The 25024-nt window shown below is 51.0% G+C and carries 20 protein-coding genes; 4 read left to right on the top strand and 16 right to left on the bottom strand.

Annotated elements, in window-relative coordinates; all coding sequences use genetic code 11:
- Positions 1-122 precede the first annotated feature (122 nt).
- The 4 genes from dxs to ACJJIT_RS02050 all read right to left on the bottom strand — a co-directional run bounded on the left by dxs (position 123) and on the right by ACJJIT_RS02050 (position 4855).
- Complete coding sequence (gene dxs / locus ACJJIT_RS02035) at positions 123-2039, bottom strand: 1-deoxy-D-xylulose-5-phosphate synthase (protein ID WP_444899805.1); 1917 nt, start codon at positions 2037-2039, stop codon at positions 123-125.
- Positions 2040-2133: 94 nt separating this feature from the next.
- The gene (locus tag ACJJIT_RS02040) at positions 2134-3042 is read right to left on the bottom strand and encodes a polyprenyl synthetase family protein (protein WP_444899806.1); all 909 of its coding nucleotides are present in this window, start codon (positions 3040-3042) and stop codon (positions 2134-2136) included.
- Positions 3043-3294: an exodeoxyribonuclease VII small subunit gene (locus ACJJIT_RS02045; RefSeq protein ID WP_444882781.1), complete on the bottom strand. Its 252-nt coding sequence runs from the start codon at positions 3292-3294 to the stop codon at positions 3043-3045.
- Positions 3295-3376: 82 nt separating this feature from the next.
- Complete coding sequence (locus ACJJIT_RS02050) at positions 3377-4855, bottom strand: PQQ-dependent sugar dehydrogenase (RefSeq protein ID WP_444899807.1); 1479 nt, start codon at positions 4853-4855, stop codon at positions 3377-3379.
- An 801-nt stretch (positions 4856-5656) separates the two neighbouring features.
- On the opposite strand from ACJJIT_RS02050, the gene ACJJIT_RS02055 reads away from it, so the two are divergent.
- Positions 5657-6226: an HNH endonuclease gene (locus ACJJIT_RS02055; RefSeq protein ID WP_444882779.1), complete on the top strand. Its 570-nt coding sequence runs from the start codon at positions 5657-5659 to the stop codon at positions 6224-6226.
- 85 nt (positions 6227-6311) lie between these two features.
- Here the strand turns inward: ACJJIT_RS02055 and ACJJIT_RS02060 are convergent, their stop codons facing one another.
- The 6 genes from ACJJIT_RS02060 to ACJJIT_RS02085 all read right to left on the bottom strand — a co-directional run bounded on the left by ACJJIT_RS02060 (position 6312) and on the right by ACJJIT_RS02085 (position 13592).
- Positions 6312-7316, bottom strand: coding sequence for a D-alanine--D-alanine ligase (locus ACJJIT_RS02060; protein ID WP_444899808.1), 1005 nt, complete (start codon positions 7314-7316; stop codon positions 6312-6314).
- A gap of 4 nt (positions 7317-7320) precedes the next feature.
- Positions 7321-8229: a penicillin-insensitive murein endopeptidase gene (gene mepA / locus ACJJIT_RS02065; RefSeq protein ID WP_444899809.1), complete on the bottom strand. Its 909-nt coding sequence runs from the start codon at positions 8227-8229 to the stop codon at positions 7321-7323.
- A 76-nt stretch (positions 8230-8305) separates the two neighbouring features.
- Positions 8306-9379 carry a histidinol-phosphate transaminase gene (gene hisC / locus ACJJIT_RS02070; protein ID WP_444899810.1) on the bottom strand — a complete coding sequence of 358 codons (1074 nt, stop codon included), beginning with the start codon at positions 9377-9379 and terminating at the stop codon, positions 8306-8308.
- The gene (locus ACJJIT_RS02075) at positions 9376-10413 is read right to left on the bottom strand and encodes an FHA domain-containing protein (RefSeq protein WP_444899811.1); all 1038 of its coding nucleotides are present in this window, start codon (positions 10411-10413) and stop codon (positions 9376-9378) included. The genes hisC and ACJJIT_RS02075 overlap by 4 nt, the downstream gene beginning before the upstream one ends.
- Positions 10404-11702, bottom strand: coding sequence for a S1C family serine protease (locus tag ACJJIT_RS02080; RefSeq protein WP_444899812.1), 1299 nt, complete (start codon positions 11700-11702; stop codon positions 10404-10406). The genes ACJJIT_RS02075 and ACJJIT_RS02080 overlap by 10 nt, the downstream gene beginning before the upstream one ends.
- A 108-nt stretch (positions 11703-11810) precedes the next feature.
- The gene (locus ACJJIT_RS02085; protein ID WP_444899813.1) at positions 11811-13592 is read right to left on the bottom strand and encodes a trans-sulfuration enzyme family protein; all 1782 of its coding nucleotides are present in this window, start codon (positions 13590-13592) and stop codon (positions 11811-11813) included.
- Between the two features lie 534 nt (positions 13593-14126).
- On the opposite strand from ACJJIT_RS02085, the gene ACJJIT_RS02090 reads away from it, so the two are divergent.
- Positions 14127-14621 carry a hypothetical protein gene (locus ACJJIT_RS02090; RefSeq protein ID WP_444899814.1) on the top strand — a complete coding sequence of 165 codons (495 nt, stop codon included), beginning with the start codon at positions 14127-14129 and terminating at the stop codon, positions 14619-14621.
- Here the strand turns inward: ACJJIT_RS02090 and ACJJIT_RS02095 are convergent.
- The 5 genes from ACJJIT_RS02095 to ACJJIT_RS02115 form a co-directional block, all read right to left on the bottom strand.
- On the bottom strand, positions 14618-17167 hold the full coding sequence (locus ACJJIT_RS02095) for a protein kinase domain-containing protein (RefSeq protein ID WP_444899815.1): 2550 nt from the start codon (positions 17165-17167) through the stop codon (positions 14618-14620). The genes ACJJIT_RS02090 and ACJJIT_RS02095 overlap by 4 nt on opposite strands.
- A gap of 364 nt (positions 17168-17531) precedes the next feature.
- Positions 17532-18506, bottom strand: coding sequence for an FHA domain-containing protein (locus ACJJIT_RS02100; RefSeq protein WP_252083327.1), 975 nt, complete (start codon positions 18504-18506; stop codon positions 17532-17534).
- A gap of 635 nt (positions 18507-19141) precedes the next feature.
- Positions 19142-19708 carry a YceI family protein gene (locus ACJJIT_RS02105; protein ID WP_252083326.1) on the bottom strand — a complete coding sequence of 189 codons (567 nt, stop codon included), beginning with the start codon at positions 19706-19708 and terminating at the stop codon, positions 19142-19144.
- On the bottom strand, positions 19705-20316 hold the full coding sequence (locus ACJJIT_RS02110; protein WP_444899816.1) for a cytochrome b: 612 nt from the start codon (positions 20314-20316) through the stop codon (positions 19705-19707). The genes ACJJIT_RS02105 and ACJJIT_RS02110 overlap by 4 nt, the downstream gene beginning before the upstream one ends.
- 272 nt (positions 20317-20588) lie before the next feature.
- Positions 20589-21254, bottom strand: coding sequence for a hypothetical protein (locus ACJJIT_RS02115; protein ID WP_444899817.1), 666 nt, complete (start codon positions 21252-21254; stop codon positions 20589-20591).
- 357 nt (positions 21255-21611) lie between these two features.
- On the opposite strand from ACJJIT_RS02115, the gene ACJJIT_RS02120 reads away from it, so the two are divergent.
- Both ACJJIT_RS02120 and ACJJIT_RS02125 read left to right on the top strand, forming a co-directional pair.
- Positions 21612-23120 carry a dipeptidase gene (locus ACJJIT_RS02120; RefSeq protein WP_444899818.1) on the top strand — a complete coding sequence of 503 codons (1509 nt, stop codon included), beginning with the start codon at positions 21612-21614 and terminating at the stop codon, positions 23118-23120.
- A gap of 122 nt (positions 23121-23242) precedes the next feature.
- Complete coding sequence (locus ACJJIT_RS02125) at positions 23243-24148, top strand: acyltransferase (RefSeq protein WP_252083322.1); 906 nt, start codon at positions 23243-23245, stop codon at positions 24146-24148.
- A gap of 100 nt (positions 24149-24248) precedes the next feature.
- Here ACJJIT_RS02125 and ACJJIT_RS02130 read toward each other — a convergent pair whose 3' ends face one another.
- On the bottom strand, positions 24249-24686 hold the full coding sequence (locus ACJJIT_RS02130) for a host attachment protein (RefSeq protein ID WP_444899819.1): 438 nt from the start codon (positions 24684-24686) through the stop codon (positions 24249-24251).
- Between the last annotated feature and the right edge of the window lie 338 nt (positions 24687-25024).

Below are 25024 nucleotides of genomic sequence, written 5' to 3' on the forward strand. Positions count from 1 at the left end.
AAGGCGTGCGGAAATTGATTGATAGAAGGGCGTTAAGTCACGCGGTATCGTCAAATCAATAGTAAGCGGCTGAGTTGTGGTTCAGGAGCCCGATATCCCAGATGGTTATCGGGCCCTTATGGTTAGTTTGCGGCTGCGGCGCGGTCGTTAAAATTGTGCCGGTTAAGCAGCTGCAGGCGCCGGCGGATTTGTTCCTCAATGCCGCCGGCATCGAGGCCTATCTCTGCGAGCAGGTCTTTGTGTTTGCCGTGCTCAATAATGCGGTCCGGCAGGCCCAGTTGCAGTACGGGCAGGGTTCGCGCAGAGCTGTTGAGATACTCCATAACGGCGCTGCCAGCACCTCCGGCGACGGTATTTTCTTCGATGGTGACCAGCAACTGATGGCTGTCGGCCAGTTCATCAATCAGCGCTTCATCTAAAGGCTTGACCCAGCGCATATCGGCGAGAGTGGCGCCCAGGCGCTCAGCCGCTGCCGTAGCGGGGGCGAGTAGAGTGCCGAAATTCAAAATGGCCACGCCGCTGCCTTTACGCAGTAGGCGGCCCTTACCGATAGGTAACTCGCGCATCTCTTCTTCTATTGCGGTGCCCATACCGGTACCGCGGGGATAGCGCACAGCGGCGGGCCCCTCGTACTTGTATGCGGTATAGAGTAATTGGCGGCATTCGTTCTCGTCGCTGGGTGCAGCGATGGCGAGGTAGGGCAAGCAACGCATAAAGGTCAGATCGAAGCTGCCTGCATGGGTTGGGCCGTCTTCACCTACAAGGCCGGCGCGGTCGATGGCGAAGGTGACATCCAGGTTTTGGATAGCAACATCATGCACCATTTGGTCATAGCCGCGCTGTAGGAAAGTAGAGTAAATGGCCACAACCGGCTTTTGGCCCTCGCAGGCGAGGCCGGCAGCGAGAGTAACGGCGTGCTGCTCGGCAATAGCTACGTCTTGGAAGCGTTTTGGAAAACGCTTGGAAAACTCTACCATGCCAGAGCCCTCACACATGGCGGGGGTAATTCCGATTAGGCGCTCGTCCTTTTCGGCGGTGTCACACAGCCACTGGCCGAAAATATCCTGATACTTGGGCAGCTTCTTCCTGCCCGGCACAGCCACCTGGACTTTGCTCTCTGGCTCCAGCTTATTCAATGCGTGGTAACCCACCGGGTCGGCTTCAGCCGGACCAAAGCCTTTGCCTTTGGTAGTGGCGATATGCAGTAGCTGGGGACCGGGCTGGCTGCGCAGGTTGCGCAGGGTGTGCACCAGATCGTGCATGTTGTGCCCATCCAGTGGCCCCACGTAGTTGAAGCCCAGTTCCTCAAACAGTGTGCCGGGAGTGATCATGCCTTTAACATGCTCTTCGGTGCGGCGCGCCAACTGCCAGGCCTTGGGAATAGCCGATAAAATCTTGCGGCTGCCCTCGCGCATATTGAGATAGGTTTTGCTGGCAAGAATCTTGGCGAAGTAGGTAGCCAGGCCTCCGACATTTTTAGAGATCGACATGCTGTTGTCATTGAGCACAACCAACATGTCCCGGCCTGTGTGAGACGCGTGATTGAGCGCTTCGAAGGCCATGCCAGCGGTCATAGCGCCGTCGCCAATCACCGCCACGACTTTGCGCTCGTCGGGGGAGCCCAGGGCCATTCCCAGGGCGGCACCGATAGAGGTACTGGAATGCCCCACGCCGAAGGTGTCGTAGGGGCTCTCACTGCGCTTGGGGAAGCCTGACAAGCCGCCTTGCTGGCGCATGGTAAGCATCTGCTCGCGGCGGCCGGTGAGTATCTTGTGAGGATAGGTTTGGTGGCCCACATCCCAGACCAAGCGGTCCTCTGGCGTGTTGTAGATATAGTGCAGGGCGATGGTCAGCTCCACCACACCGAGACCGGCGCCGAAGTGTCCGCCGGTTTGGCCGACACAATACAACAGGTACTCGCGCAACTGGTTGGCGAGTTCGGGCAGTTGGCGTTCATCGAGTGCGCGCAGCTGTGCCGGCTCGTCAATGACGTCAAGCAGCGGTGTATGCGGGCGTGTGCGTGGAATTTCTTCGAGCATCAAACGGTTCAATTGCTACAGATGGTATTAGTGAAGGGGATTGTATGCCTGTGAAGGGCATATTGCATCCCAATGACGGGGTAGAGATCCCGACTTAGTGGCCGCGTTGGACGATATAATCGGCCAGCTGCTTCAGTAGTAGTGTATCGCCGGGCAGTGTTGAAAGGGCACTTAAAGCCTCCCCGCGCAAGCCCTGGAGCTTCTCTTTTGCGCCTTTGAGCCCCAGTAGGGAGACATAAGTCGGTTTGTTGAGAAGGGCGTCTGCGCCCTGAGTTTTACCCAGAATGGCAGTATCTACTGTGACGTCAAGGATATCGTCCTGTACCTGAAAAGCCAGGCCAATGGCTTCTGCGTAGAGGGTTAGCGCTTCCAGTTGGTCGCTGGTGGCACCACCGTGCAGCGCGCCCATGCGCGCACTAGCGCGAATAAGGGCGCCAGTTTTCAGGCGATGCATCGCTTCTAGTTGTGCCAGGGTGAGGGTTTTATCCACAGAATCCAGGTCGATGGCCTGACCAGCAACCATCCCCCGGCTGCCAGATGCCTTTGAGAGCTCTGCAATAAGTAGTAGCTTCAATGCGGGTTCGGTGTTATCGGCCAACAGCAGTTCGAATGCCTGGGTTTGTAGTGCATCACCGGCGAGAATAGCGGTGGCCTCGTTGTAGGCGATATGACAAGTGGGGCGACCCCGGCGCAGGTCGTCATCATCCATGGCTGGCAGGTCATCGTGCACCAGTGAATAGGCGTGGACGCACTCAAGGGCAGCGGCGCTGGCGTCGCATCTGGCAGGATCAAAATCCACCCCACGGAAGACCTGGGCACAGGCGTACACGAGTGCTGGGCGCAGGCGTTTGCCAGGGCCCAGTGCGGCATAGCGCATGGCCTCAAAGAGCTTATTGGCACCGGGAATAGATTCTGTCAGCGTGTCGCGGATACGGCTTTCGACACGCTGAGAGGAATCCTTGAGGAATGCACTCAGCTCGGCGGGCAGGGTAGGGGAGCTCACTTAGGAATCGCCTGAGGAGTTATCGGCTTCGAACGGCAACTCGCGAATACTACCGTTCTCCTCCATCAGCATTTTGACCTTTTGCTCGGCGCTGGCGAGTTTTTTCTGGCACTCACGGGTGAGTTTGACCCCTTGCTCAAAGTCGGCCAGGGCCTCCTCCAGGGGCAGGTCTCCTGCCTCCAGGCGTTCTACTAATTCTTCAAGAGCCTCCAGGCTCTGTTCAAAACTTGCCGATTTTTTCTTTGCCGCCATAGCATCGCCTCGTAATTGCGGGGCAACCTTAGCCGCTGGCGCGGCAGGGGTCAATTGGCACGGAGTAAGGGGTAAGAGGGAGTTATTGCAAAGCCTCCCTTGAAAGCAGGTAGTGGGCCAATGCTTTTTTCTGCTCCTCGGTGAAATCATATCTGGGCATCGGGGGGGTTGGCGTATCAAAATAGTCCGCCAGGCTTTGCACGGTGTACTTTTTGTTGAGCCCTGCTAATGGTACCTGTTGCTGGTGGCACTGCGCACAATTGTGGCTCAGGTATAGCGCTCTTCCCTCGCGCGCGGCGGTGGCATCGGTTGGTGGTGGTTTTTTGGGTACCCTAGGTGTGGTAGGTGTTCTCTCCGCGGATAACTTTACTTTTTGTGGGGTAGCGGTGGGTGAGAGACGATAGATGGCCCCCGCGTAATCGTCTGATATATAAATATTGCCCTTGCCATCTTCGGCAATTGCCACTGGCCTGCCAGAAACCTCCTTGCGGTTGTTGCTGAGGAAGCCCCAGAGGAAATCCCGCTGGGTGATTTTCCCGCCTTCATCCCAGTGTAGAGATACCACTTTGTAACCATCTTTCACGCTTCTGTTCCAGGAACCGTGCAGTGCTACTAAGGCAGCGCCGCGATAACCTGTCGGTTGTTCCGGACTTCGCAGGAAGCGGATGCCTAGTGGGGCATTATGTGCGGCGAACTCGTGTACAGGGGGGAGGGAAGCGGCAATCATTTCTTTGATGGTGGGGTCTTCATCGTCGATAAAGTCCGGGTCCGGTACCCGGTCACCATAGGCGTAGGGCCAGCCGTAGAATTTGTCGGCTTGGATAAGGTTGAGCTCATCGGGTGGCAGGTTGTCACCCAGCCAGTCGCGACCATTATCTGTGGCATAGAGGCCGCCATCTTTGGGAGACCAGTCAAACCCCACACTATTGCGCAGGCCGGTGGCGAATATTTTGAGGTCACTGCCATCGGGACGCAGGCGCATAATACTGGCGCGTCGGCGATCTTTTTCTACACAGACGTTACAGCTGGAACCGCTACTGAGGTACAGCCAGCCATCCGGTCCCTTTTCAAGGGTTTTGGTCCAGTGGCCGCTGTCTGCCAAGCCTTCGACGATTCTCTGGTAACGCCCTGCCAGGCGGGCATCGGAGTGATCAAAGGGCACTCTGCCTACAGCATCGCTTTCCGCTATATATAGCCAGTTCTCATGCAGTAGAAGTCCGTGTGGGCGGTTTAAGTCTCCAATTAAGATGCGCTGGCTGTCGGCGCGCCCATCACCGTTACGATCGGGGGTTAACAGGGAAACCTGTCCCTTCTTGGGTTGGGATACGAGGATATCCCCCGAACGGGTTATTGCCAGCCAGCGAGCATTGGGCACATTATCTGTAAATAGTTGTAGTTGATAGCCAGTGGCGGTTGTTAAATTTTGAGTGACCTCCTGCTCGCTGGTTTTCGCGCCTCCAATGATTTGGCGCCAGGGAACGCTAATACCCGAAGAGACTGCTGTGAAGGCGCTTGAAACAACGGCGCTGAAGATAAGCAAAAAAATTAGCGTATATTTCAACGTCTTTTTCCCTGTTTCGATTGAACTTGAAATAAAGGTGTTTATAGTGGCCGCGCTCATGCACTGAGCTCCGTTTTAGCACAGTGTACTCATCGAGTCTCCCTCTCATTTATTAAAGAAATATTTCATCTTGTGAGATATGTCTTACATAAAATTCAGCAGATTACCCCTACTCTTTTTTCGCCTAATGTCCATAATTAACTGGCAGGGACGCAAAAGGGACTGCAACTCTGCGGCAAAGGATAAAAGGAATGCGCCGCTCGCCCTAAGGATATGGGCACCATCCTGTGAGACGCACCGCCCGGGCCGGATTGCCTGGGCGGTGTTTTACATGCTCGAAGACTTTATATTTGTTCAAATAAATTTTAATAGTAATTCTTTACTTAATCTGCGTCCTCTCTAATCGTTAATTATTCATGGTCGGTACTTTTTGTAAGCCAGGTCTGCTTCTATCTGGAATTTGTAATATTTATCCGCTTTAATGATGAGAGGTCGGCCATTATTGCTCGGGCCGGTGGAGGATGGCGCATTCAGCAATCAATCATTAGCAGTGCCCGTTTACGCTCTGGCATTCTCTCACTGCCGGACTCTTGTCCTCTCGCCATTGAAATCATCAGCGGGTTATCGCCCTTATCACTTTAACGCCTTATCCAAACTGGACTCTCAAGTTCAGGCTTATTTGTCTATCTCTTTCTTCCAGGCAGCATGTCAAATCAGATACTTGAGTGCCGGAAAAGCATCCGCTTGGTTAGTTGTAGTAGTAGGCCGGGTTCTTCTGTCTAACTGCGGGGAGGCGAAGTCATGCAAGCACGCATTTTGCGCCTGAATTTGGCGGGACAGCCATTGGACTGGCTCACTTGGCAGGAGGCTTCCTGTTTATACGTCCGGGATCTGGTTACCTGGTCTTTGGGGGGCATAGTACAGAGGGTAAGGGGCGGGTTTAATCGGAATGGAGAGCGTTCGGCCCTGGATCTGGCATCAATTATCGCCTGTGGCGGTGCTCGAATGGCGCGGCCACGCAACCGTCCGCCGCTTACTAACCGCGCACTTTTTTTTCGTGATGTGCACACCTGCCTCTATTGCGGGAGTATTTTTAAGTCAGCTGAGCTAACTCGAGATCATGTTATCCCAGTGTCGAAGGGAGGGATGGACTCTTGGGAAAATGTGGTCACAGCCTGTCGCCGCTGTAATCAGCATAAGGGCAATTTTTTACTTGAAGATATTGATATGGAATTACTGGCTCTGCCCTTTTGTCCCAATGCTGCAGAATATCTGGCTTTGATTAATAGTGAGCGGATTCGCGGGGATCAGATGGAGTTTCTGCGCAGCCAATTTTCCCGTAGACGGCAACAGGATTGGTTGTTGCACTAGTTGTGTTTCGTTTACTGACATTAAAAAAAGGGGCTATTGCCCCTTTTTTTAATGTCATTTTTCTGAGTGGAGTTCAAGGTAATATTTATTTAACCGATTGTTTTACCGCGGAACGAATTTGACCAGTCAGATATTCAGTAAAATCATGGCCATGGTTTTGCATCATTTTGGGGAACATAGAGTTGGGAGTCATTCCGGGGAAAGTATTGACTTCATTTAGGTAGAGCTCCCCTTCGTCTGTTAGGAAAAAATCGATGCGAGAGAGATCTTTCAGCTTTAGGGCCTTAAAAGTACGTATCGAGACTTCCTGAATCCAAGCCAATTGCTCTTCGCTCAGACCCTCAGCTTTAATAAATGTCTCGGCGCGACTGCCTGCGGCATATTTTTCCTTATAGGTATAAAAAGTATCCGCTGGCGCGCGGACCTCACCGGGATGAGTGGCTATGAGCTCTTCGCCATAAGTGTAAACTGCCACCTCGAGTTCGCGGGCATTGAGGGCTTTTTCTACCAATACATAGGATGAGAGGGTAAAAGCTTCTGCGATTGCATCTTCCAAATCTTCCTTGTGGCTGACTTTAAAGCAGCCAACCGAGGAACCCTGGTTTGAAGCTTTGATAAAGACCGCTTCCCACTCTTCCAGTGCGGCGTGGGCCTTACTCAACTCTTCAGCCTCCAGGCTGTGTAGAAACAGATAGGGGGTGTTATCGATCCCTAGCGCGCTCAGCCACATTTTCGTTTTAATCTTGTTAAAACAAATTTTGCTCGCCTCCGGTGCTGAACCGAAATAGGGGATGCCGAACATCTCGAGTTGGGATTGCAGGTCGCCAGTTTCTCCTGGGTAACCGTGAATTGCTGGGATGACGTAATCGACATCCCAGGCATTGCCGGCTTCATCGCGAATCTTGCCATCGTAAAAGATATGATAGACGCGACCTTCTTTATCAGTCAGGCAGCCGCTAGCATCCATCTCAACTCGCATCAGGGCGATATCTTCAGATTCGGCCAATTGTCCTTCAATAAAATCTGCGGTGCGCAAGGACACTTCGTGCTCGCTGCTGCCACCGCCGCAGATAAGCAAGGTGTTGATCATAAAGTTATTCCATCGTGGTGCCAGCTGGAGGTGCCAGTAAAACCTGCTGGCACTGCTGCGGTATCGTCTTGGGTTTGGGTTTTGTCGGCTGGGCCTTAGTGCCGTTCAGTATTGCGTAGAATTCTTCGCTGAACCACCAGTCCAGGTCATTCCCGCAGGGTGTGGTGCGCACTGGAGCCTGAGGCTTGCAGTCACTGCTGCCGGCCGGGCAGGCAAGCCGCACATGAAAGTGGTAATTGTGTCCCCACCAGGGGCGTACTTTGCGCAGCCATTCATTATCGACGCCCGAAATTTCACATAAGTGACGCTTGATGGTGGGATGGACAAAAATCCGCTCTACCCGCTGATCCTCTGCGGCCATTCGCAGGATCTTGGGGACTCGTTCATCCCAATTTTCTTTGACCAGGCGATGTTCGCGAGTATCCGCCAGAGGTATAGCGGAGATATTATCGCGCTCCCACTCTGTCAGTGCCCGCTCTGCGGCGCGCTTGTCTTGTGAAAACCAAATATCCACATCAAGGCCGGTCTGATGGCTACTGTGCCCTCCACTGCCAAAGGGACCACCTCGCGCCATGGACATATCGCCGATCTGAATTCTGCCGAGATTATTCCGTGCAACACTCCGGGAAAAGTCCTTGAGGAAGGCGATGGTGTCCGGATGGGCGAAGTGGCGATCGCGGCCGGTGCGCACCAGTTGATAGCCCTCGCCACGTAGAGGCAGGGTTTCTCCTCCCGCGAGACAGCCATTGGTATAGGTGCCTATGCTGGCTGGGTTCTGTGCGCTGGGGCTCTCACTCTCCTCCCAGGGGTTGGCCTGGGCCTGATAGCTCAGGATGGCGGTGGCTAGAGCCAGAGCGCTGGCGAAGAGCTTGGTATTGGCGAACAGTTTGGGGCGATTAAATAAGAGAGACATAAATCCCTAGTTACCGATAAGTCTGGTGGTCGGGTTGCGCTGGGCGCGGACCCGACGAGTATAGACTGACAGTTTACTAGCTCTGTGACGCAAGTATCTCTTTACAGTTCCCTATCAGTTGGTCCATTTCCTGATCTGTGCCAATAGAGATACGCAGGTATTCACTGATGCGGGGCTTATTGAAGTATCTCACCAGAATGCCCAGTTCGCGCAGTGCCAGGTAGAGGGCCTCGGCACCAGGGGCAGGGGGCTTCGCCAGTATGAAATTCGCTTTGGAAGGTATAACTTCAAACCCCAGTTCAAGCAGTGCCTCTTCTGTGCGAGAGCGTGTGGCGACAACCTTGCTGCAGTTGTTTTCATGCCAGGCCCTATCGCGGATGGCTGCAGTAGCCACTTCCTGTGCGATGGCATCGATAGGATAAGAATTGAAAGAGTTCTTGGCGCGCAGCAGCCCCTCAATCAGGTGTTCCTGCCCCATAGCAAAGCCGAGGCGCAGACCTGCCAGAGCATAAGACTTAGACAGGGTGTGAATGACCAGCAGATTGGGGTATTGCTCGATCAATTGGGCGGCACTTTCCCCCCCAAAATCGATGTAGGCTTCATCAATGATCACCACTCGCTCTGGTTGTAGCTGCAGTAGTGCTTCAATTCTATCGAGTGATAAGTAGCGTCCTGTCGGGGCGTTGGGATTGGGGATAATAATTCCAGCGGCAGTACCCGAGAAATCCTCCACATTGAGACTAAAGTCTTCTGAGAGGGGAATACTGCGGGACTCTATGTCGAAAAGCTGGCAGTACACCGGGTAGAAGCTGTAGGTGATATCAGGAAACAGTAAGGGTTCGTTGCGGCGGAAAAAGCTATAAAAACTTAGCGCTAGAACCTCATCGGAGCCATTACCGACGAAAACTTGCCTGTCATTCAGTCCATATCGCGTGGCAATGGCTGCGCGCAACTCACAGGACTCTGGGTCGGGATAGCGACGCAGGGCTTCGGCAAAATCTTTCTGTGCCAATAGTGCCAGTGCTCGGGGCGAAGCGGGGTAGGGGTTCTCGTTGGTGTTCAGTTTAATCAGAGTTGTACCGCTGGGCTGCTCACCGGGAGTGTAAGGTTCCAACTGTTCCAGGCCGGGGCTCCAAAACACTGTATTCACTGCTCTACCTCTGCGTTCTCGTTTTCTGCGGGAGAGCTCTCCTTGCTCTCATTTTCCGGCTCTTCTTTTTTGATAGGAATATCAAATAGTGCGGCCGAACCGGTGATAAATTCCTGCATGGGCACCGGCTTACGCAACAGCATATTATCGTATTTGAGCTCAGTGGAGAGCGCCGGTGTTTCTCGGAAGTCATCGATCGAGCTGATCGTTTCCACCAGACTGAGGCCTAAAAAGCCGAGCGGCAGTACTAGTGCTACCGCCCAGCGCCAGGCGCGCCCTAGGTTGGTGGCCAGATAACAAGCGCACCAGAGCATAGTGGGCAAAATGACAGCGAGTACCAGGAAGTCCAGAACCTCCATGGTATCCCCTATGGCGAAGTTGTAATTCAGTATACTGCCGAACCACTCCCAGACGGCGTAAGTGAGTACGCCCATAGCGGCGATGGAAAGGTGGGCAAAAAAGTGTGTTTCGTGGCGGACCACCCTGCCTACAAAAGCCCAGGCACCCGCATAAATAACCAAGCCGATCACCGCACTGACTAAGATGTTGACGGCGATGGTCCACTGATAAGTACGCGCGTAGCCGAGGTAGCTGAGCAGTACCGTGGACAGAGCTACGGCGAGTACCAGGAGTGTGGCGTACAGAGGGTTGGATAGGCTGGCAAACAGATTTTCCAGCGAATGCAGAGGGGTGGCCTCGGCAACATCGTCATCGCAATTAAATATTCGTAAGCGCGACTTACCACATTGTATTAGATCCCCAGAGGTAATCTGATGGGAGGAGATCTCCCCCGGCTTAACCGATCGGTTTTTCAGATTCCCCAGTAGCTGGCTGCCATTCACCGTATTCAAATCGTGCAGAATATAACTGCCATCTTCTTCCCGACGAATTTCTGCATGGCGCCCATCTGTGTGGATGTCTTCCAAGATTGCATCGTTGCTATAGGCGCGGCCCAGGGTGAACTTTTCACCTTCCATTCGGTAGCGCACCTGCACCCGGTGAGCGCGGTTGAGTTCTTCAATTATCAGTGCCATTGGATTTCGCTCGTGAACTTCTCGGCAAAGGCGTCGGCAGACTCCCGGGTAAAGCCGGATAGAGTAAAGTGGCTGACCAGCGCGCGATTCTTCTGGTCCACGCTGAGGCTCAAGAAAAAGATATCGTATAGATCGGGGAAGTTTTTATAGCGTCTTACACAGTAACTGGTGCGGCTAATTAACGGTTTTTTACTGCGCTCTGGTTTGGATACGGGGCCATTGTCATTGCGCGGCTGGGAGGTAAAGCTCTGGCGGCAGCGGAAGTTGGTGACATCCTCTTCACCGGCACTGTTGCCAGGATAAAAAGTGCTCATCTGATGCTCGTATTCCGCATAAAACCGTGCCGGTAGAAGACCCTCAGATTCTAGCCAGAAAAACTCGTACTCCACCCGACCGGTGTTAAAGTCGTCGGAGAGAAAAATCACATCCTGCCCAGTACAACCTTTATCGATGCGTTTAATAGGATTGTCGCTATCTTCCTCACTGTTGCCCCAGCACTTAATGGCGGGCACTATTTCCCCAACAACCTTGGCCTCGCCGAGGGAGCGGCGCTGCCAGTCCGCCTCCAGTATGGAGTCGATAATACGCTGTTGATTGTCGAGCAGCTGCTGGTAGGTGACCTTTTGTAGGTCCAGTGCCACATTGCGTTGATGGAAGTGCTTTAACAAATTGATCAGTTTATCCACCGGAACCAGGAAGCTTACCTGGTTACCGGCAGTTGCCACATTGATCCCCACTACTTGGCCGCGAGTATTAATAGCCGGGCCACCACTCATGCCGGGATTAATAGAACCGGCAAAATGAATACGATCGTAAAAACTACCTCCGGCGATACCGTTGTAAGTGCCAGGGATCAGGGTCATCCCTAGATCCAGAGGATTACCGAGGGAGACTATGGTTTCGCCTTGCTTTGGGGTTTCGGTGGCGAGTTGCAAGTATTCTTTGCCTGGCTTGTCTTGGCGTAGTAGCGCCAAGTCGTTGACGACATCGATATCCAAGAGCTCCAGGGTGCCCTTGGTGCCATCGGTTGAAAGATATTCCAGTATATATTTATCCGGATCGCTAACTGCTTGCGCGACAACGTGGTAATTGGTGGCGAGTAGACCATCGGCGGAAATCTGGAATCCTGAGCCGAGCCCGGCTTTCGAATTAGAAGATTTTTCAATTAAGCGTATTTGATAGAGGCTACCGCGATAGTCGCTGTAAAGCTGCTCATATCCCTGTGCCAGCGCCAGAGTTGAGAGACAGAAGAGCACCCAGGCCAGAAAGTGGGCAGAAAAATTCGGCATTTTGTTTGATTAAATTATGGACAGAAGCGGTGATACTACGGGATATAGGGTAGTGCAACAAGCGGGCCACGGCAGGGGATAATTACTGCGCGCCCGCTTTTCAGCTTTTTACAGGTAGTCGGTGATTTTCGGTTGTGCTTCTACAACTTTTTTATGTGATTCCAGATAGAAGCGGGTGAAGGTAGCATCCGCTTCTTGCGGTGAGATAAAGCCCCCACTAAATCCAGGGCTAACAGGGTCAAGATGTAAGCGCGCACAGCTGATCACATGAGCCGCTAGCTGAGCCATATTTTCATCTCCCACCGATATTCGGATTGTGGTTGCGAATATACCCGCCGCTTCCATGGCCTGAGGAGAAAGTTCGGAGTGAGAAGTAAGCGCGGGGCAAAGTACCATGGTATTGGTCTGTCCCAGGCTTACCATCTGTCCAAACGCGGGCTCCAGCGCATCGAAGAAACTTTTGAAAGCCTCAGTGGGAATCTGTGCCGCTTCCATATCAATACTAAATAATGGGGTTGGCAGCTGATAGCGCATCAAGGCTTTGCGTAGCTTCGCGTTCGGATGGCTTTCCACCGCATGGCTGTTCACACGAATTTTGCTGTGACTGGCGAAGAAATGGCTGAGGCACTGGGTATTGATACACTTGGTCAACATACGCATTTCCAGAGTGCGCATACCACAGTGCACCTCCCAGGCTTTATCCGCATCTAGGAAAGCGCCTTTGATGTAATACACATCCCAGAACATGCACTGATCCCAGTTCAGCCCCTTAGCACTGTCGCCCTTGGGAATAAACATACGGTGGTTTTCCCCAATCACCACGCCAGCGGTTGCGGCACCGGTGCCGCCAATGTCTTTGGTGTAGGAGTGCACAACAAAGTCTGGACGCTCCTCGCGATCTTGGCGTCGTAGTGGTTGATAAAGGAAGGGGGTGGCCAGGGTGGCATCCAGGCTGATCAGAATATTTTCCTGGTGTGCAGCCTTACAGATAGCGGGTAAGTCCAACATGATACCGTGGGGGTTACAGGGCGATTCGATATAGACGTGGAGCTTGGAGCCTTGCTGAAGGGCATCGGCGTAATCGCGCTGTGTGTCGGCCAGTAGTTTTTCGAAGTCTTTACCGCTGGTGCCGTCAAACCAAACCAGCTGGATCGCCAGTTTGTCTGGGCGGGCGTAAAAATCCTGTAAGAGTTGGTGTACGCCGCCATAGATATTGCGCGAGACGATCAAAATATCGTCGCGGCGCAGCTGATTGGAGAGTAGCGCGTCAATGGCGGCCATACCGGAATTGAAGTTCCAGGCCATATACTCATTGGCTGCCGGTCCGCACTCCAAATCCACAATGGCGTTGGCCAGGGAGATAGAGGTGGGGTTGAGTAGGCGCGAGTAAATATCGTGGCTGGGTTCACGGCCGCGGAAGGCGTCGTCTACCCACTCGGTACATGCATAGATATAAGTGGCGGTGCGTGCAATCACCGGCGTAGCAGAAAAAATCGCTGGGATATTATCGAACAGTGGGTAGCCACCGCGGGTGGTGATATTGAAATCATCTCCCTGCAGACTCTGAAAGCTGGCACGCAACGGATTTTGAAGGGTGTCCAATAGTTTTGCCAGCTGGAAACTCATAAAGCGCTTGGCATTGAAGTAGGCAATCTTGTCGGACCGATCCAATCGGTTCAGAGTTTCGCTTACCTGACTCCACAGCTGATTCAAGTTGCCCTGTGCTTGATATAACAGCGCCGCAGTTTGCTCCAGTAAGCGCCCGTGCTCCGACTCCCGATCAATACAAAAATGCTGGAGTTGCTCCCGAGCAAGCTCCGCAATACTAGTGGCCTCAGTGCTGTTGCGTCGGGGAGAGAGAATTTTTACATCTTCGAGATTCGCTTCCATCGTATCCTCATTAGATGATGCTTTTTGTTATTAGATGACTCTAACAGCCTAAGAGAAAGGATAAAATACTTGGCGTGTAATTCCTTGTAATTGGCCGTGATAGACCTGTAATTCCTGAATTCGTAAAGTAGCGACCAGTTGAGGGGGTACGGGAGATTGTGAAAGCGGTTCCCTGCCACGGATGGGCAGCCCCCACAACATTTCGGATGGATTTTGTATTCTCGCACTGTTGGAGGTGCGAGAAGTGGGAAGAATCAGCGCAAGCTGAGCGGACAAGCTGGAACCGACGGGTGCAGAGTCTTAGTCGGACCTTGTGGATGAGCTTGCCCGAGGCACGGATGCCAAATTTTGCTCTTGATAGTGTTGTTGTAACCGTCGATGGTTGGGACCATCATTCCGGGCCGGCAGTGGCTATACTGCCGGCTTTTTTTCAGAGCTGAACTGGTTATCATGACGCAGTCACAGACGTATTTTACACGAGTAAAAGCGTCTTTGAATGACACCAAATAACAAATGCTTACAAGGGGATGAACGATGAGCACTTGTGCCGACTTACCCGTACTGGAGTGCGAGGTACCTGAAGAGGGCTTGAAGCTGGGTCTGGTTTTACGGCCCAGAGAGCAAAAAGATGGTGAGCCGCAGTACTGGCCGCTGTTTAATGCCGATAATCCAGAAGAGCATTTTGGCAATATGCTTTTCAAAACCCATAAGGGTGGTGTGGTTACACTGAAAATCACCCTGGATTTATCTGAAGTTCCAGGGCGTGAGTTGGAATTTGTTCGCTACAAGCAAGGCCATAAGTTGGACGGTATTATCGCTTTAACTCCCGATTTTCGTCATCAATTCCGTGCACGTGCGAGGGAGGTAGATGGGGACTACACTAAGCTGGTAATTAAAATCAGAGATCATGACCGAATCCCGGATCGGTTTAATTTCCTGTGGATGTGTGTGGATCCGGCAACTGGGATGCACTTTGTTTCAGGTGATCCGCAAACAGGGGTTGACCCGCTCCCGCCTACTGAGAATTAAGGACAAATAGCCTCTTTCACTCTGGTAGACGTTTGATACTGGGTGCAGAGTCGCTGAAAAGCGGGTAACGCGAACCACTCTGCCCCCATTCCCTGATTAAGAAGTTGCTCTAGATGGTAATTAGATGATTGCCACTCTTTAGCGAGAGAATACACCTGTGCCGAAGCATACTTTACGAAAGTATCATCTGGAGATTCTCTTAAGAGCTCTTTTATTAAGAATATGGATTCAGAAGTATTGCCTAGATAAGCAAGGGCCTGTGCGCGGAATTGCCTGGAGCGCATATCATCGTTTCTTTCCGTCAGGGTAATAATTTTTGCAAATGCTTCATCAGCACTATGTTTGTCTGAAAGCATTAAGTAAGTTTCAGCAACTTGGAAAGAAATATGTATATTGTCAGGGGAACTGTCTAGGATTCTTTTGAAAACTTCTAAGGCTTTCAGGTATTTTTTCTGAAGAAAGAAGATGATTCCTAAGTTAGAGTTTGTCCGCCAACTGCGAGCATCTTTAGGAACCGATAAGATTGCTTTTTCGGCAAGTTGTAAATTACCATTTTCCAGCTCAATAGCCCCGAGGAGGGCGTAGGCGGGATAGTACTTGGGGGAATCCTGAAGAAGTTGCTCTAGTACCGACCTTGGGGATATATAGTCCCCTGCCGAAAATTGATTTATCGCGATAAGGTATCGATTCAGAGCCGATGGGCGGAGTGCTGCTGCTTGCTTGGCATAGGCTACACCTTGCGAATAGTTTCCTTGCATATATTGAAAGCGCGAGAATTGGGCAAGCAGGTGGGCGGAAGGGTGCCCCTTTGCCTGTAGTTTCTTTAGGGTTGCCTTAAAACCTTTTCCATCGGGCCCAACTGATTGGATTAATAGCTTAGCCTCAAGTAAGGCAGTTTGATGTTTATTTGGAATTTCTGCATTAGCAAGAACTCTCAAGGCTCTTGTAAGAATCTTTGTGTTATTGGTGGCCATATACCTAGTCGCTGCTTCCCAGGAATATAAAGAATAGAGATTTATATTTCTTGGATATTTAAAAATCAGTTCCTCTGTTGCCTCTAAGTCAGAGGGCAACATTGGCTCGCTATTGCCGCGCTTGGCTAGAATCGTAAGGTATTGCCTATAATCGGTGGGCTCCATCCGTATATCGCTGGTATTCTCCTGCCTGTAGTTTGTAGGGAAGAGCTCTAGCGCGGCATTACGGATGATATACTGGGCCTCCTGGCGTTCCTCGCTGAGGAAAACAAAGCTGCTTTGACTTTTAATTTGGCTATCCAGGGGGTCGACCCTCTGCAGTTCAATATTGCAACGCTGTTGCATACAGTCTATTCGTGCTTGAAGAGCGTCGGTGACACCTTTGTCTCTGAGTTCTTGGAGTTGTTCTTCTAGAGAGCTGCCAGCTTGGGGGGAGTGGCTGACCAAGGCGCTAGATCTGAGGCCTGAAGGAGTGCTCATAAGAGCCTGGCGTACCATGGCGTTGACAAGAGTCGTTGCGTCATTCCCCCCATTTACCTCACCATTCAGTTCAATGGGTAGAACCGCGATATACTGCGCTGGTAACTGCATGAAAGTTTGCCAGCCTAGGTATGCGGCAATTACTAATGCAGCTGCAAAGGCAAAGACTTTAGATGCAAGCTTGTTTTTTTTGCGAGGCTTAATCAGTAGTTGGGTGACCGTCTCAGAATACTGTTGGGTATTCGCATCAATACCATGCTTTCGCACCAGTTCGAGAGCCTCTGAGACCCTTTCTGCTGACTCAGGGCGTTGTTCTGGGCGCTTAGCAAGTAATCTGTCTAACAATGCAGCGAGTGGCTTGGGTATTTCTGGCCAAGTCTGTTGCGGTGGAATATGGGGTTTGCTGGTAATTTGCTGAGCAAAAGCCAGTGCGCTCTTGTCACCACGCTCAAAGGGTTTACGTCCACATAAGAGTTCATAGGCAATACTGCCCAAGCTAAACAGGTCGCTGCGGGCATCCAGGGTTGTACCCTGTAACTGCTCGGGAGACATGGCCTGTACACTGCCAGCGATATGGTCTTCCCTAGTAAGTTGCTGGTCGCAGTCTAGGGCTTTGGCGATTCCGAAATCAGTAATTTTGGCTACGCCATCATTGGTGACAAGGATATTCTCGGGCTTTAAGTCCCGGTGGATAATTCCCAGGCAGTGGGCTTTACCCAATCCCTGGCAGATCTGCATCAGCAGATCGAGTTTCTCAGCTAGCGTGGCATTGCGCTCACGCATCCACTCTTTGAGGGTAACCCCTTCAACCAACTCCATAACCAGGGCAATATTGTGGTCTTCCTCCAGAACATCGTACAGACGTACAATGTTGGGGTGGTTCAGTCTGGCTAATAATTGCGCTTCGCTGCGAAAACGGGCTTCGGCAGAGTTGCCGGTCATATCAGAGCGCAGCTGCTTGATGGCGACCTTGCGCCCCAGCTTTACGTCTTCAGCCAGATAAACAACACCCATACCGCCGGCGCCAAGGGTGCGCTCTACCCTATAGCGACCTTGATATACCTCAGCTTTCTCCAGCGCAACTACGTCCATTGTATTTAGTTCTTTTCGGATGGATAGGGGATTCTACCCGATAGTACATTTTCGTGAAGCTATCTGTCTCCATTTCAGAGGAAATGGTTCACGTTATTCCATTTCTTTTGGATTGCTATCGGTTGCAAAAAGTGACTGCCTAATGTCTACAAAGTCTTTATTTTCAGAGGAAAAGCGCTGGAGTTTCAGTACTCTAACATCTTTGGTGAGTCCACCCTGGCGGAAAGTCATATGTGACATGAATGGCTTTACTGCTTATAAAGGCAAACAAAGGGGGGCATAAGATCCGTACCTTAAGCGTGATTGCTATACGTACGGATCGATTCTTTTGAGCTACGAATAGCGATAAGGCCTAAGCCCCAAATTACGCTTCCTGCAGCTCGGTCTTCGATTCCAATTGAGTGCCTTTATAGATTTCAAACTGGTGGCAGCCCAGGCGGATTTCCCAGGAGCGTCGCTCTACTAAGTTTGAGGTATCTACGGCATCTGGCAAGGATTCAGAGATTTGCTTGCGTGCGCGGAAAATCTGGGTGTTCAGGTGGTTGACGGTGATACCCAGTTCGTGAGTGGCTACCTGAATGGAAACCCAACCTTGGGAATCTGTATCCATGTCATTTTGCATATCACGGAAGCGTGCTCTAGCCAAGTATAACAGCAGGTAGTTGTGAATTCGTGCGGGCAGGGACTGCTTCATACCCTCTCGCTGCAGCTGCAGTTGTACATGTTCCTCGTGGGAGCTGACAGAGAAGCGCAGGCCGAAATCTGTAATGGATAACTGCTGTAAAGAGAGTTCTTTGGTTGCCCCTTGGTTGTCGGCGAGAAACAGTTGCCAGCTCTGCAGGCCGCAATCAATACGATCCCCATGATTGACCATGCTTTTGCTGCCCCCTTCGCCGGTGCTACCGGTAAACTCGTATTGCCATTGGGCGGTAACGGGGCTGAAATGCAAGCTGGCGAGGGGCTCGCTCTCGTCCGGTAGCAGGTGGTATTGCTCCAATAGCTGGGCTTCACCAGTCTTCAGGTCAATCAACAAGTTTTCTGGGGCGTCGAGATTCTCGACAATCCAAGCGGGGTTATTGACTCGCCCGAAACAGATCTTGTCGCCGGTTTGCAATGGGTAGCTCTTGGCTGGAACCAGTTGCTGGCCATTTAGCCAGGTTCCATTGCGACTAAGATCGCGAATATTCCAATGCGTGCCGGTCCACTGAATGGCCGCGTGAATACCAGAGATTTCGGCACTGGTGATACGGGTATCCACGGCCCCTTGACGGCGGCCGATGGTGTGGTGTGCCATCAGGTATACGGGTTGGTCCCTATCTGGATGCTGTAAGCAAGCCATTATCTTGTCCTTTTTCTCCGGGTTGCGTCGGGCGCTGAGCTAGAGCTGCTTGCCAGAATTGTTGGCAGTTCAATGCTGCAGATGGGATTGCTCACTCGGCAGCAATAAAAGTAACCTACAAGTGCTATTGTCCAGATTCTTTGAGATTCGCTCTACAAGGCCAAGAGAGTCTGGCTATTTTCCCCCTCTAAGGGAGAAGTGGGCGCTCACTAGAAGTCTGGCTGTAAATAAGTTTGAGGTTCTTTATACCTACTGTGGAATGATTGTAATCACTGCTACTACTAATGGTTGCTATTTTCACTGAAAAACTTTGCTGTCGTCAAAAGTAGCGTAATAGTTTGTGCTTACTAATTGTGAACTGGTTAAAATTTTAAGTGCTTTCAGTTTCTTTACTGCCATCTGGGCTAGCTGCCAGATGTCTTTTCTCCAGTATTTAGCGAGAGCCGAGAGATTCTTTAGGTATTAGCTTTAGGGAGCTGAAGGCCATTTGGCACTAATCTAATGGATCTGCTAGCGCTTAAAAATGCCATTTTTGCGGCAGTTTCTGCCAAGTGCTGTTAAATGGGTATTTGAGGGATAGGAGCCCGATTTGTTGTAAATCGGGCTGTCAAAGGAATAAGAGTTTCTAAATAGGTTTAGATACGGATGCCTTCAATATCCAGAATCATTTCAACCTTCTGGGAGGCTGGGCCCAGATTGTAGTCGATACCGAAATCCTTCAGATCAAACTCTGCAGTGCCACTGAAGCCCTGACGGTAGCCACCCCATGGGTCCTTACCGCCCCCAATATTGGTAACGTCGATAGTTAGCGGCTTGGTTACCCCACGTAGGGTTAGCTCACCTTTCAGCAGTGCCTTTCCGTCTTCTGTTGGTTCAAAGCTGGTGCTTTTGAAGGTTGCTGTGGGGAATTTTTCCGTGTGGAGGAAGTCGGAACCGCGCAGGTGCTTGTCGCGCTCGGCGTGATTACTGTTAAGGCTGGTTACGTCGATATTGACGTTTACAGTAGATTTTTCCGGTGCCTTGTCATCATAAAAGAATGAACCGTTGAAATCGTCAAAGCGTCCATAGAGCCAGCTATATCCCAGGTGTTTAATGCGAAACTGGACGAAGGCATGGGCGCCTTTGGTATCGATTTTATATTCCGCCGCTTGGGCTGTGGTGCCGAGCAGGGCAGCGAAAAGAAGGGCGGTGAGCTTCTTCATAGGGAGATTTCCTTTTTTGTGGTTGTAACTGTATTTTGCTTATTCGGACGGGTCGGCATGCCAGATAGTCCAAGCATCCTGCGAAGTGTTACGTCCTTGTCGAAAAAATGATGCTTCAATGCCGCCAGGGCGTGAAGGCTGACCAGGATGATCAGGGTCCAGGCCAGAATTTCGTGAAGGCTCCCGGCAATATCTTCCTGATTGGGAATGTCTTGGATAGTAGCCGCTACGCTAAACCAACCGAATACATCAATGGGGCGTCCATCGGCGGTCGATATCAGGTAACCCGATAGCATAATGGCCAATAGAAGCAGGTAGATGAGGTTGTGTATGCCACTGGCAGTGAGTGCTTGCCAGCGAGGTGTTCCTGGGGCAGCCCTGGGGGTGATATTCACTGAACGCCACAGTAAACGAAGCACCAGAGCAATCAAGAGCAAAATACCTATGCCTTTATGGATGCTGGGGGCCTGCTGATACCAGGGGTCATAATAGGACAGCTGACGCATCCACCAGCCGAGCACAAAGAGGCCTATGATCGCTGGGGCCATTAGCCAGTGCAGCATAATCGCGACCCAGCCGTAGTTATTTTGGTTGTTACGAGCTTGCAAGCTCTTTCTCCAAGTGTGTTTATTGATCGGGTAAATTGATGAGGCTTTAGTATGCTGATTTGATTAGCCTCGAATCCCGCCAGGGTTTTTCTTTCTGCTTGAAGAAGGTCTGGAGAGGCTACATTCGCACTCACCCCGTTAGCGGATTATAACTTGGCGCTAGGGTATCGTTTTTGTTGTCTATGACCAATGGCTGAAGGGAATCTTTGCGAGAGAGATCAATAAGGCTCAGGTGACGAATAAAAGAGACAGAAAGCGCAAAAATTGTGCTGTTAGTGGTGGCGGCTCCGATTACCCTCACGTTCTGCGGCAAGAAGAATCCGCTCGCAGGCCCCTCTGTCCAGGGCTGTAGATCGCTGTGCCAGCTGCTCAGCCAGCCAGCTGGTGGAGTGATGTTCGCGGTCCAGGGCTAATTGTTCAAGCTGCCAGATCACGTCGAGCATTAACTGCCGCTCCAGTTTGTCTTCAGTTTCCTGGCTGGAGAACAGCCGTGGCTCTAGCCTCTCCAAGTCGCTGCGCTTCAATACCAGTTCTGCCAGGCTAGGGTACCAGCGGCCACTGAAGGGCTCAGGGCGTTGATGATAGTCAAATGTGATACGCAGGCGATTGCCCTCGGCGTCCTCGAGTAGAGGGGTGTCTTGCTCATAAGCGGGTAGGGCGGGGCTGTGTCGCAAGATACCGACAAGGGCCCGCCAGTCACTGCGGTTCTCTGAGCACAGGCGCAGTGGCTCAATCAATTCCCTCTGCCCCTCGCGATTGAGAAAGATCAGTTTCTGCCCCGGACGATACCAGTAGAGATCGAGGAGCTTTTCCTCGGCTAAATCTGCAAGATGGATGCTGGTTAGGGGTTCCTCCGCTAGGGCGCTCAAGTGGCTGACGGCCTGCTGGACACTCAGCCATTGCTTGCGATGGAAATGTTTGCCATTGGACGTGGTCATGCGCTGCTCCAGCCTCGCGTTAAGCTCCCCAAATTTTAGCAACCCTGAAAAACCACTATAAGTGGCTTATAGGCTTGGCAAGTGATAAGTGAAGTCACATTTGCTGGCTATGATCCAATCGAGCCGTGAATTATCGCCAGATTTATTCAATTGTAGGAATATTAAAGTGGTTCTGATTGAGGAGGCCTGGGAACACCTATTACATTGCCAGGATATTAGTTTAGCAGTGGAGCATTGGTATAGGCTCGGCTCAGGAAACTGTGACTGGAGATTATTAACACAGAGACTGGGATGAATTGGTGGGTCATGCCATTGGCTGGAGATGTACAATGGCACTTTTATTTACCTGGGGTGCTTATGAAGTTACGAAATGCTCTTTTACCGCTGTTTCTCTCTGCAACCCTGTCAGCACCTGTTGTCGCTGGTGTGTCTTCTCAGGCACAGGAGACTTCTGACTATGCAGTTGAAAAATATGAAGAAGCCATGACTGAGACCTTAGCGAACTTGGTACGCTTTGAAACGGTAGCTCGCGAAGACCTGCCTTTGGAACGCAACCCTGAGTTTAAAGGCTTCAAGGACACTCTACAGGATAAGGCTCGGGAGCTGGGGCTGGAGTATCAGGATTTCGGTCATGTGGTGGTAATTGCCCTGGGTGAGGGGACAGAGAAAGTGGGAATTGTTACCCATGGGGATGTCCAGCCAGCCAACCCATCCAAGTGGCAGAAAAGTCCGTTTGTGTTGGATGCGGAAAGTGAGTCAGGCAAGCTGATTGCCCGTGGCAGTGAGGATGATAAAGGTCCGATCGCTACGGCCCTTTATGCTATGAAAGCGATTAAGGATCAGGCGGTGCCCATGAAGCGCAGGGTTGAACTTCTGGTCTATTTGGCGGAAGAGTCTGACTGGGAGCCCCTCAAGGAATTCCTGAAAACTTATCCTATCCCTGCCTACAACATCACCATCGACGCTAATTATCCGGTAGTGACTGCCGAGAAGGGCTGGAGTGAGGTGCAGGTCACCACTGCTGGTGTACTGGCAGCGAACTTCGATAAGCCTTATATAAAAAGTTTCTCAGGTGGCTATTTTCGTAGCCAGGTGCCGGATGAGGCGCGCGCGTTGTTGGGAAATGTTAATGCTGAGCTAGTTTCGGCTATCCGCGCTCGCGCCGCTCAGAACAAGCTTGTCTCATATGAGTTTAAAAGCGGTAATGGCTTTTTAGAGGTAGTGGCTCGCGGTGTGGCTACCCACAGCTCAGAGCCTGAACATGGGGTAAACGCGATCGCCTATCTTGCGGATGCGCTCAGTGTGTACGATTGGCCCGCCAATGACGCTGGTGCGACGGTGCGCTATCTGAATGACTTGGTGGGCACAGGGGTCCTGGCTGAGAAGTTTGGCAGTATCGCTTATCGCGATGCATTTATGGGTCCAATGACGGCGGCTGTCACCATGGTGAAAGAGACTGAATCTGGACTGATCAGCCACCTCAACCTGCGTCGCCCCACAGGTAAAACAGCCCCGCAGCTAGAAAAGGAGATTGACTCTACCTTGGCCGAGTGGCAGGAACTTTCGGGTATCACATTGGCAGATACAAAAGTGATTTTGGGGAACCCCTACCGAGTCGACGATGCTCCTCACGTGAAACCTTTGCTAGAAGTTTTTCGTCATTTCACCGGTATGGAAAAGGCTGAGCCGGTCGCGATTGGTGGTTCCACCAATGCCAAGCTATTACCTAATGCTGTGAGCTTTGGGCCCTCTATGCCTGGAGTTGCTTATTCCGGGCATTCGGAACATGAATTTATTACCGTTGAACAGTTTCGGCTGAACCTAAAAATGTATACGGCGATGATGATTGAGGTGGCTAACCTCTAGGCTGGTGAATCTGTGAGTTGTTGAATAAGAATAAGAATGTGGGCGCCAGAGTTTACTATGTAAAAACGGTTTTCTCAGGCGTCCGTTAGGAATCTCTTTTACCACTATTTTAGAAGCATAAGATGTTAAATTTTCTTCCCTCGGCAGTGTTGTTGATATTGGCTTCGGTGTTGCTGGTCATCAGCACAATCCTTTGCTTTATTCCCATTTTGTTTTTTGTAGTAGTGCGATTGATTTTTCCATTTTCAGCGCTGCGCAAAATCTACACATCCATTTTTATGTCGATTGCTGAAGCCTGGATTACCATGAATAAAGGCTGGATGAAACTTACGCAAAAGACAGAGTGGGATGTGAAAATTGGAGGGGAGCTGAAAAAAGATGGCTGGTATCTGGTAACCTCCAATCACCAGAGTTGGGTGGATATCTTTGTACTACAGTCAATTTTTAACCGAAAAATCCCTTTCCTGAAATTTTTTATCAAGCAGGAGCTTATCAAGGTTCCTGTAATGGGGATCTGTTGGTGGGCTCTGGATTTTCCATTTATGAAGCGTTATAGCAAGGCATATTTGGAGAAGCATCCGGAAATGCGCGGCAAAGATCTGGAGTCGACCAAAAAGGCTTGTGAGCGCTTTAAATTAATTCCCACCAGTATTATGAATTTCCTTGAAGGTACGCGTTTTACTCAGGAAAAGCATGATAGGCAGGGTTCCCCTTTTAACTATTTGCTCAAGCCCAAGTCTGGTGGTATTGCTTTTGCCATGCAAAGTATGGGGGAGCAACTTAACCGCCTGTTAAATGTAACCATTGTCTACCCAGATGGTATCCCATCATTTGCGGATTTCCTTGCGGGAAAAGTGAAACGCGTAGTCGTTCGGGTGGAGCAGATTCGCATACCAGATAAATTTTTCACGGCTGATTATATGAATGACCAGGTATTTCGTGCTGAATTTAATCATTGGGTGTATAAACTTTGGCAGGATAAGGATCAATTGATCGGAAACCTATTGAGTGATTCTAAAGGGGCTTAAGAGGCGCAGGCTATTTTTATGGCGAATGCTACTTAAGAAGGCTTGAGGGGCTGTTTTTTCAGCCCCGCCTTCCCAACAGATTTCCTCAATGAGGAATCAATCAAAGCCAGATGGGTAGCTGAGCACGAATTTCTTCTGGTTGGCTTTCTACCAGATTCTTACCGGTCTCTCCGGCAACGGTGGCACGAGTAGGCGTTTTCAATGCATCGCGCAAGCTCCCCACCATATAGGGTTCAGCCACAATATATAACTTTTCAAAGCGGCCTTCTTGGCGCCCACGCTCCAGTGTATGGGCAATTTTCTTGGCAAAATCTTCACCACTGCGGCGGTGTAGATTTGCAAAATTTCCCATCGCATGGCGGCCCTGGCCGTAGCTGTCGAAGCTGCGTCCAGGTGCATCGCTATCTATTTCGCGTCCTGATAGTCGGGATTCTGGATGGAGTAGGGCTTGAATTTCATGGAGGTTGCCGGCGCGTTTTTGTGCTTCAAATATTCTGGCTTGCGATTGGTTGGCCACAAGAACCCATGCTAAAGCCATGAGCGTATCCTCATTCTTTTACTCTCTCTTATCCTAGTTAATTTCAGCGCCATCCACTATCTGTCTGGATTTAATTGGGTAACTATCTGATTTTTTTCATTTTCCAGAATATTGGAGAGTTAATTGTGGATAGAGGAGTGGGATTTGCCTGCGATGCTTTTCGGTTCATTTCGTAGAGCGTTATAGATTTTCTAAATAGATGAAATCTAAATATTCACAGTTGTCTTTATGCCTTTTGTGATGGTTATTGCAGGCACATATTCCTACCGAATGGCGTGAGATTACCTAGAATGAAATCAAGATGTGAGAGGCGCAAGCCGGATCCATGGGTCTAGCTT

Source organism: Microbulbifer mixtoriginis (SeqCode) (assembly GCF_052467515.1).

Excerpts from the sequence above, each read along its gene's own strand:
- ACJJIT_RS02095 (WP_444899815.1), bottom strand. The coding sequence starts at position 17,167 with ATGGACGTAGTTGCGCTGGAGAAAGCTGAGGTATATCAAGGTCGCTAT.
- ACJJIT_RS02090 (WP_444899814.1), top strand. The coding sequence starts at position 14,127 with ATGAGCACTTGTGCCGACTTACCCGTACTGGAGTGCGAGGTACCTGAA.
- ACJJIT_RS02115 (WP_444899817.1), bottom strand. The coding sequence starts at position 21,254 with ATGACCACGTCCAATGGCAAACATTTCCATCGCAAGCAATGGCTGAGT.
- ACJJIT_RS02045 (WP_444882781.1), bottom strand. The coding sequence starts at position 3,294 with ATGGCGGCAAAGAAAAAATCGGCAAGTTTTGAACAGAGCCTGGAGGCT.
- dxs (WP_444899805.1), bottom strand. The coding sequence starts at position 2,039 with ATGCTCGAAGAAATTCCACGCACACGCCCGCATACACCGCTGCTTGAC.
- mepA (WP_444899809.1), bottom strand. The coding sequence starts at position 8,229 with ATGTCTCTCTTATTTAATCGCCCCAAACTGTTCGCCAATACCAAGCTC.
- ACJJIT_RS02130 (WP_444899819.1), bottom strand. The coding sequence starts at position 24,686 with ATGGCTTTAGCATGGGTTCTTGTGGCCAACCAATCGCAAGCCAGAATA.
- ACJJIT_RS02085 (WP_444899813.1), bottom strand. The coding sequence starts at position 13,592 with ATGGAAGCGAATCTCGAAGATGTAAAAATTCTCTCTCCCCGACGCAAC.
- ACJJIT_RS02120 (WP_444899818.1), top strand. The coding sequence starts at position 21,612 with ATGAAGTTACGAAATGCTCTTTTACCGCTGTTTCTCTCTGCAACCCTG.
- ACJJIT_RS02075 (WP_444899811.1), bottom strand. The coding sequence starts at position 10,413 with ATGGCACTGATAATTGAAGAACTCAACCGCGCTCACCGGGTGCAGGTG.
- ACJJIT_RS02125 (WP_252083322.1), top strand. The coding sequence starts at position 23,243 with ATGTTAAATTTTCTTCCCTCGGCAGTGTTGTTGATATTGGCTTCGGTG.
- ACJJIT_RS02100 (WP_252083327.1), bottom strand. The coding sequence starts at position 18,506 with ATGGCTTGCTTACAGCATCCAGATAGGGACCAACCCGTATACCTGATG.
- ACJJIT_RS02055 (WP_444882779.1), top strand. The coding sequence starts at position 5,657 with ATGCAAGCACGCATTTTGCGCCTGAATTTGGCGGGACAGCCATTGGAC.
- ACJJIT_RS02060 (WP_444899808.1), bottom strand. The coding sequence starts at position 7,316 with ATGATCAACACCTTGCTTATCTGCGGCGGTGGCAGCAGCGAGCACGAA.
- ACJJIT_RS02080 (WP_444899812.1), bottom strand. The coding sequence starts at position 11,702 with ATGCCGAATTTTTCTGCCCACTTTCTGGCCTGGGTGCTCTTCTGTCTC.
- ACJJIT_RS02105 (WP_252083326.1), bottom strand. The coding sequence starts at position 19,708 with ATGAAGAAGCTCACCGCCCTTCTTTTCGCTGCCCTGCTCGGCACCACA.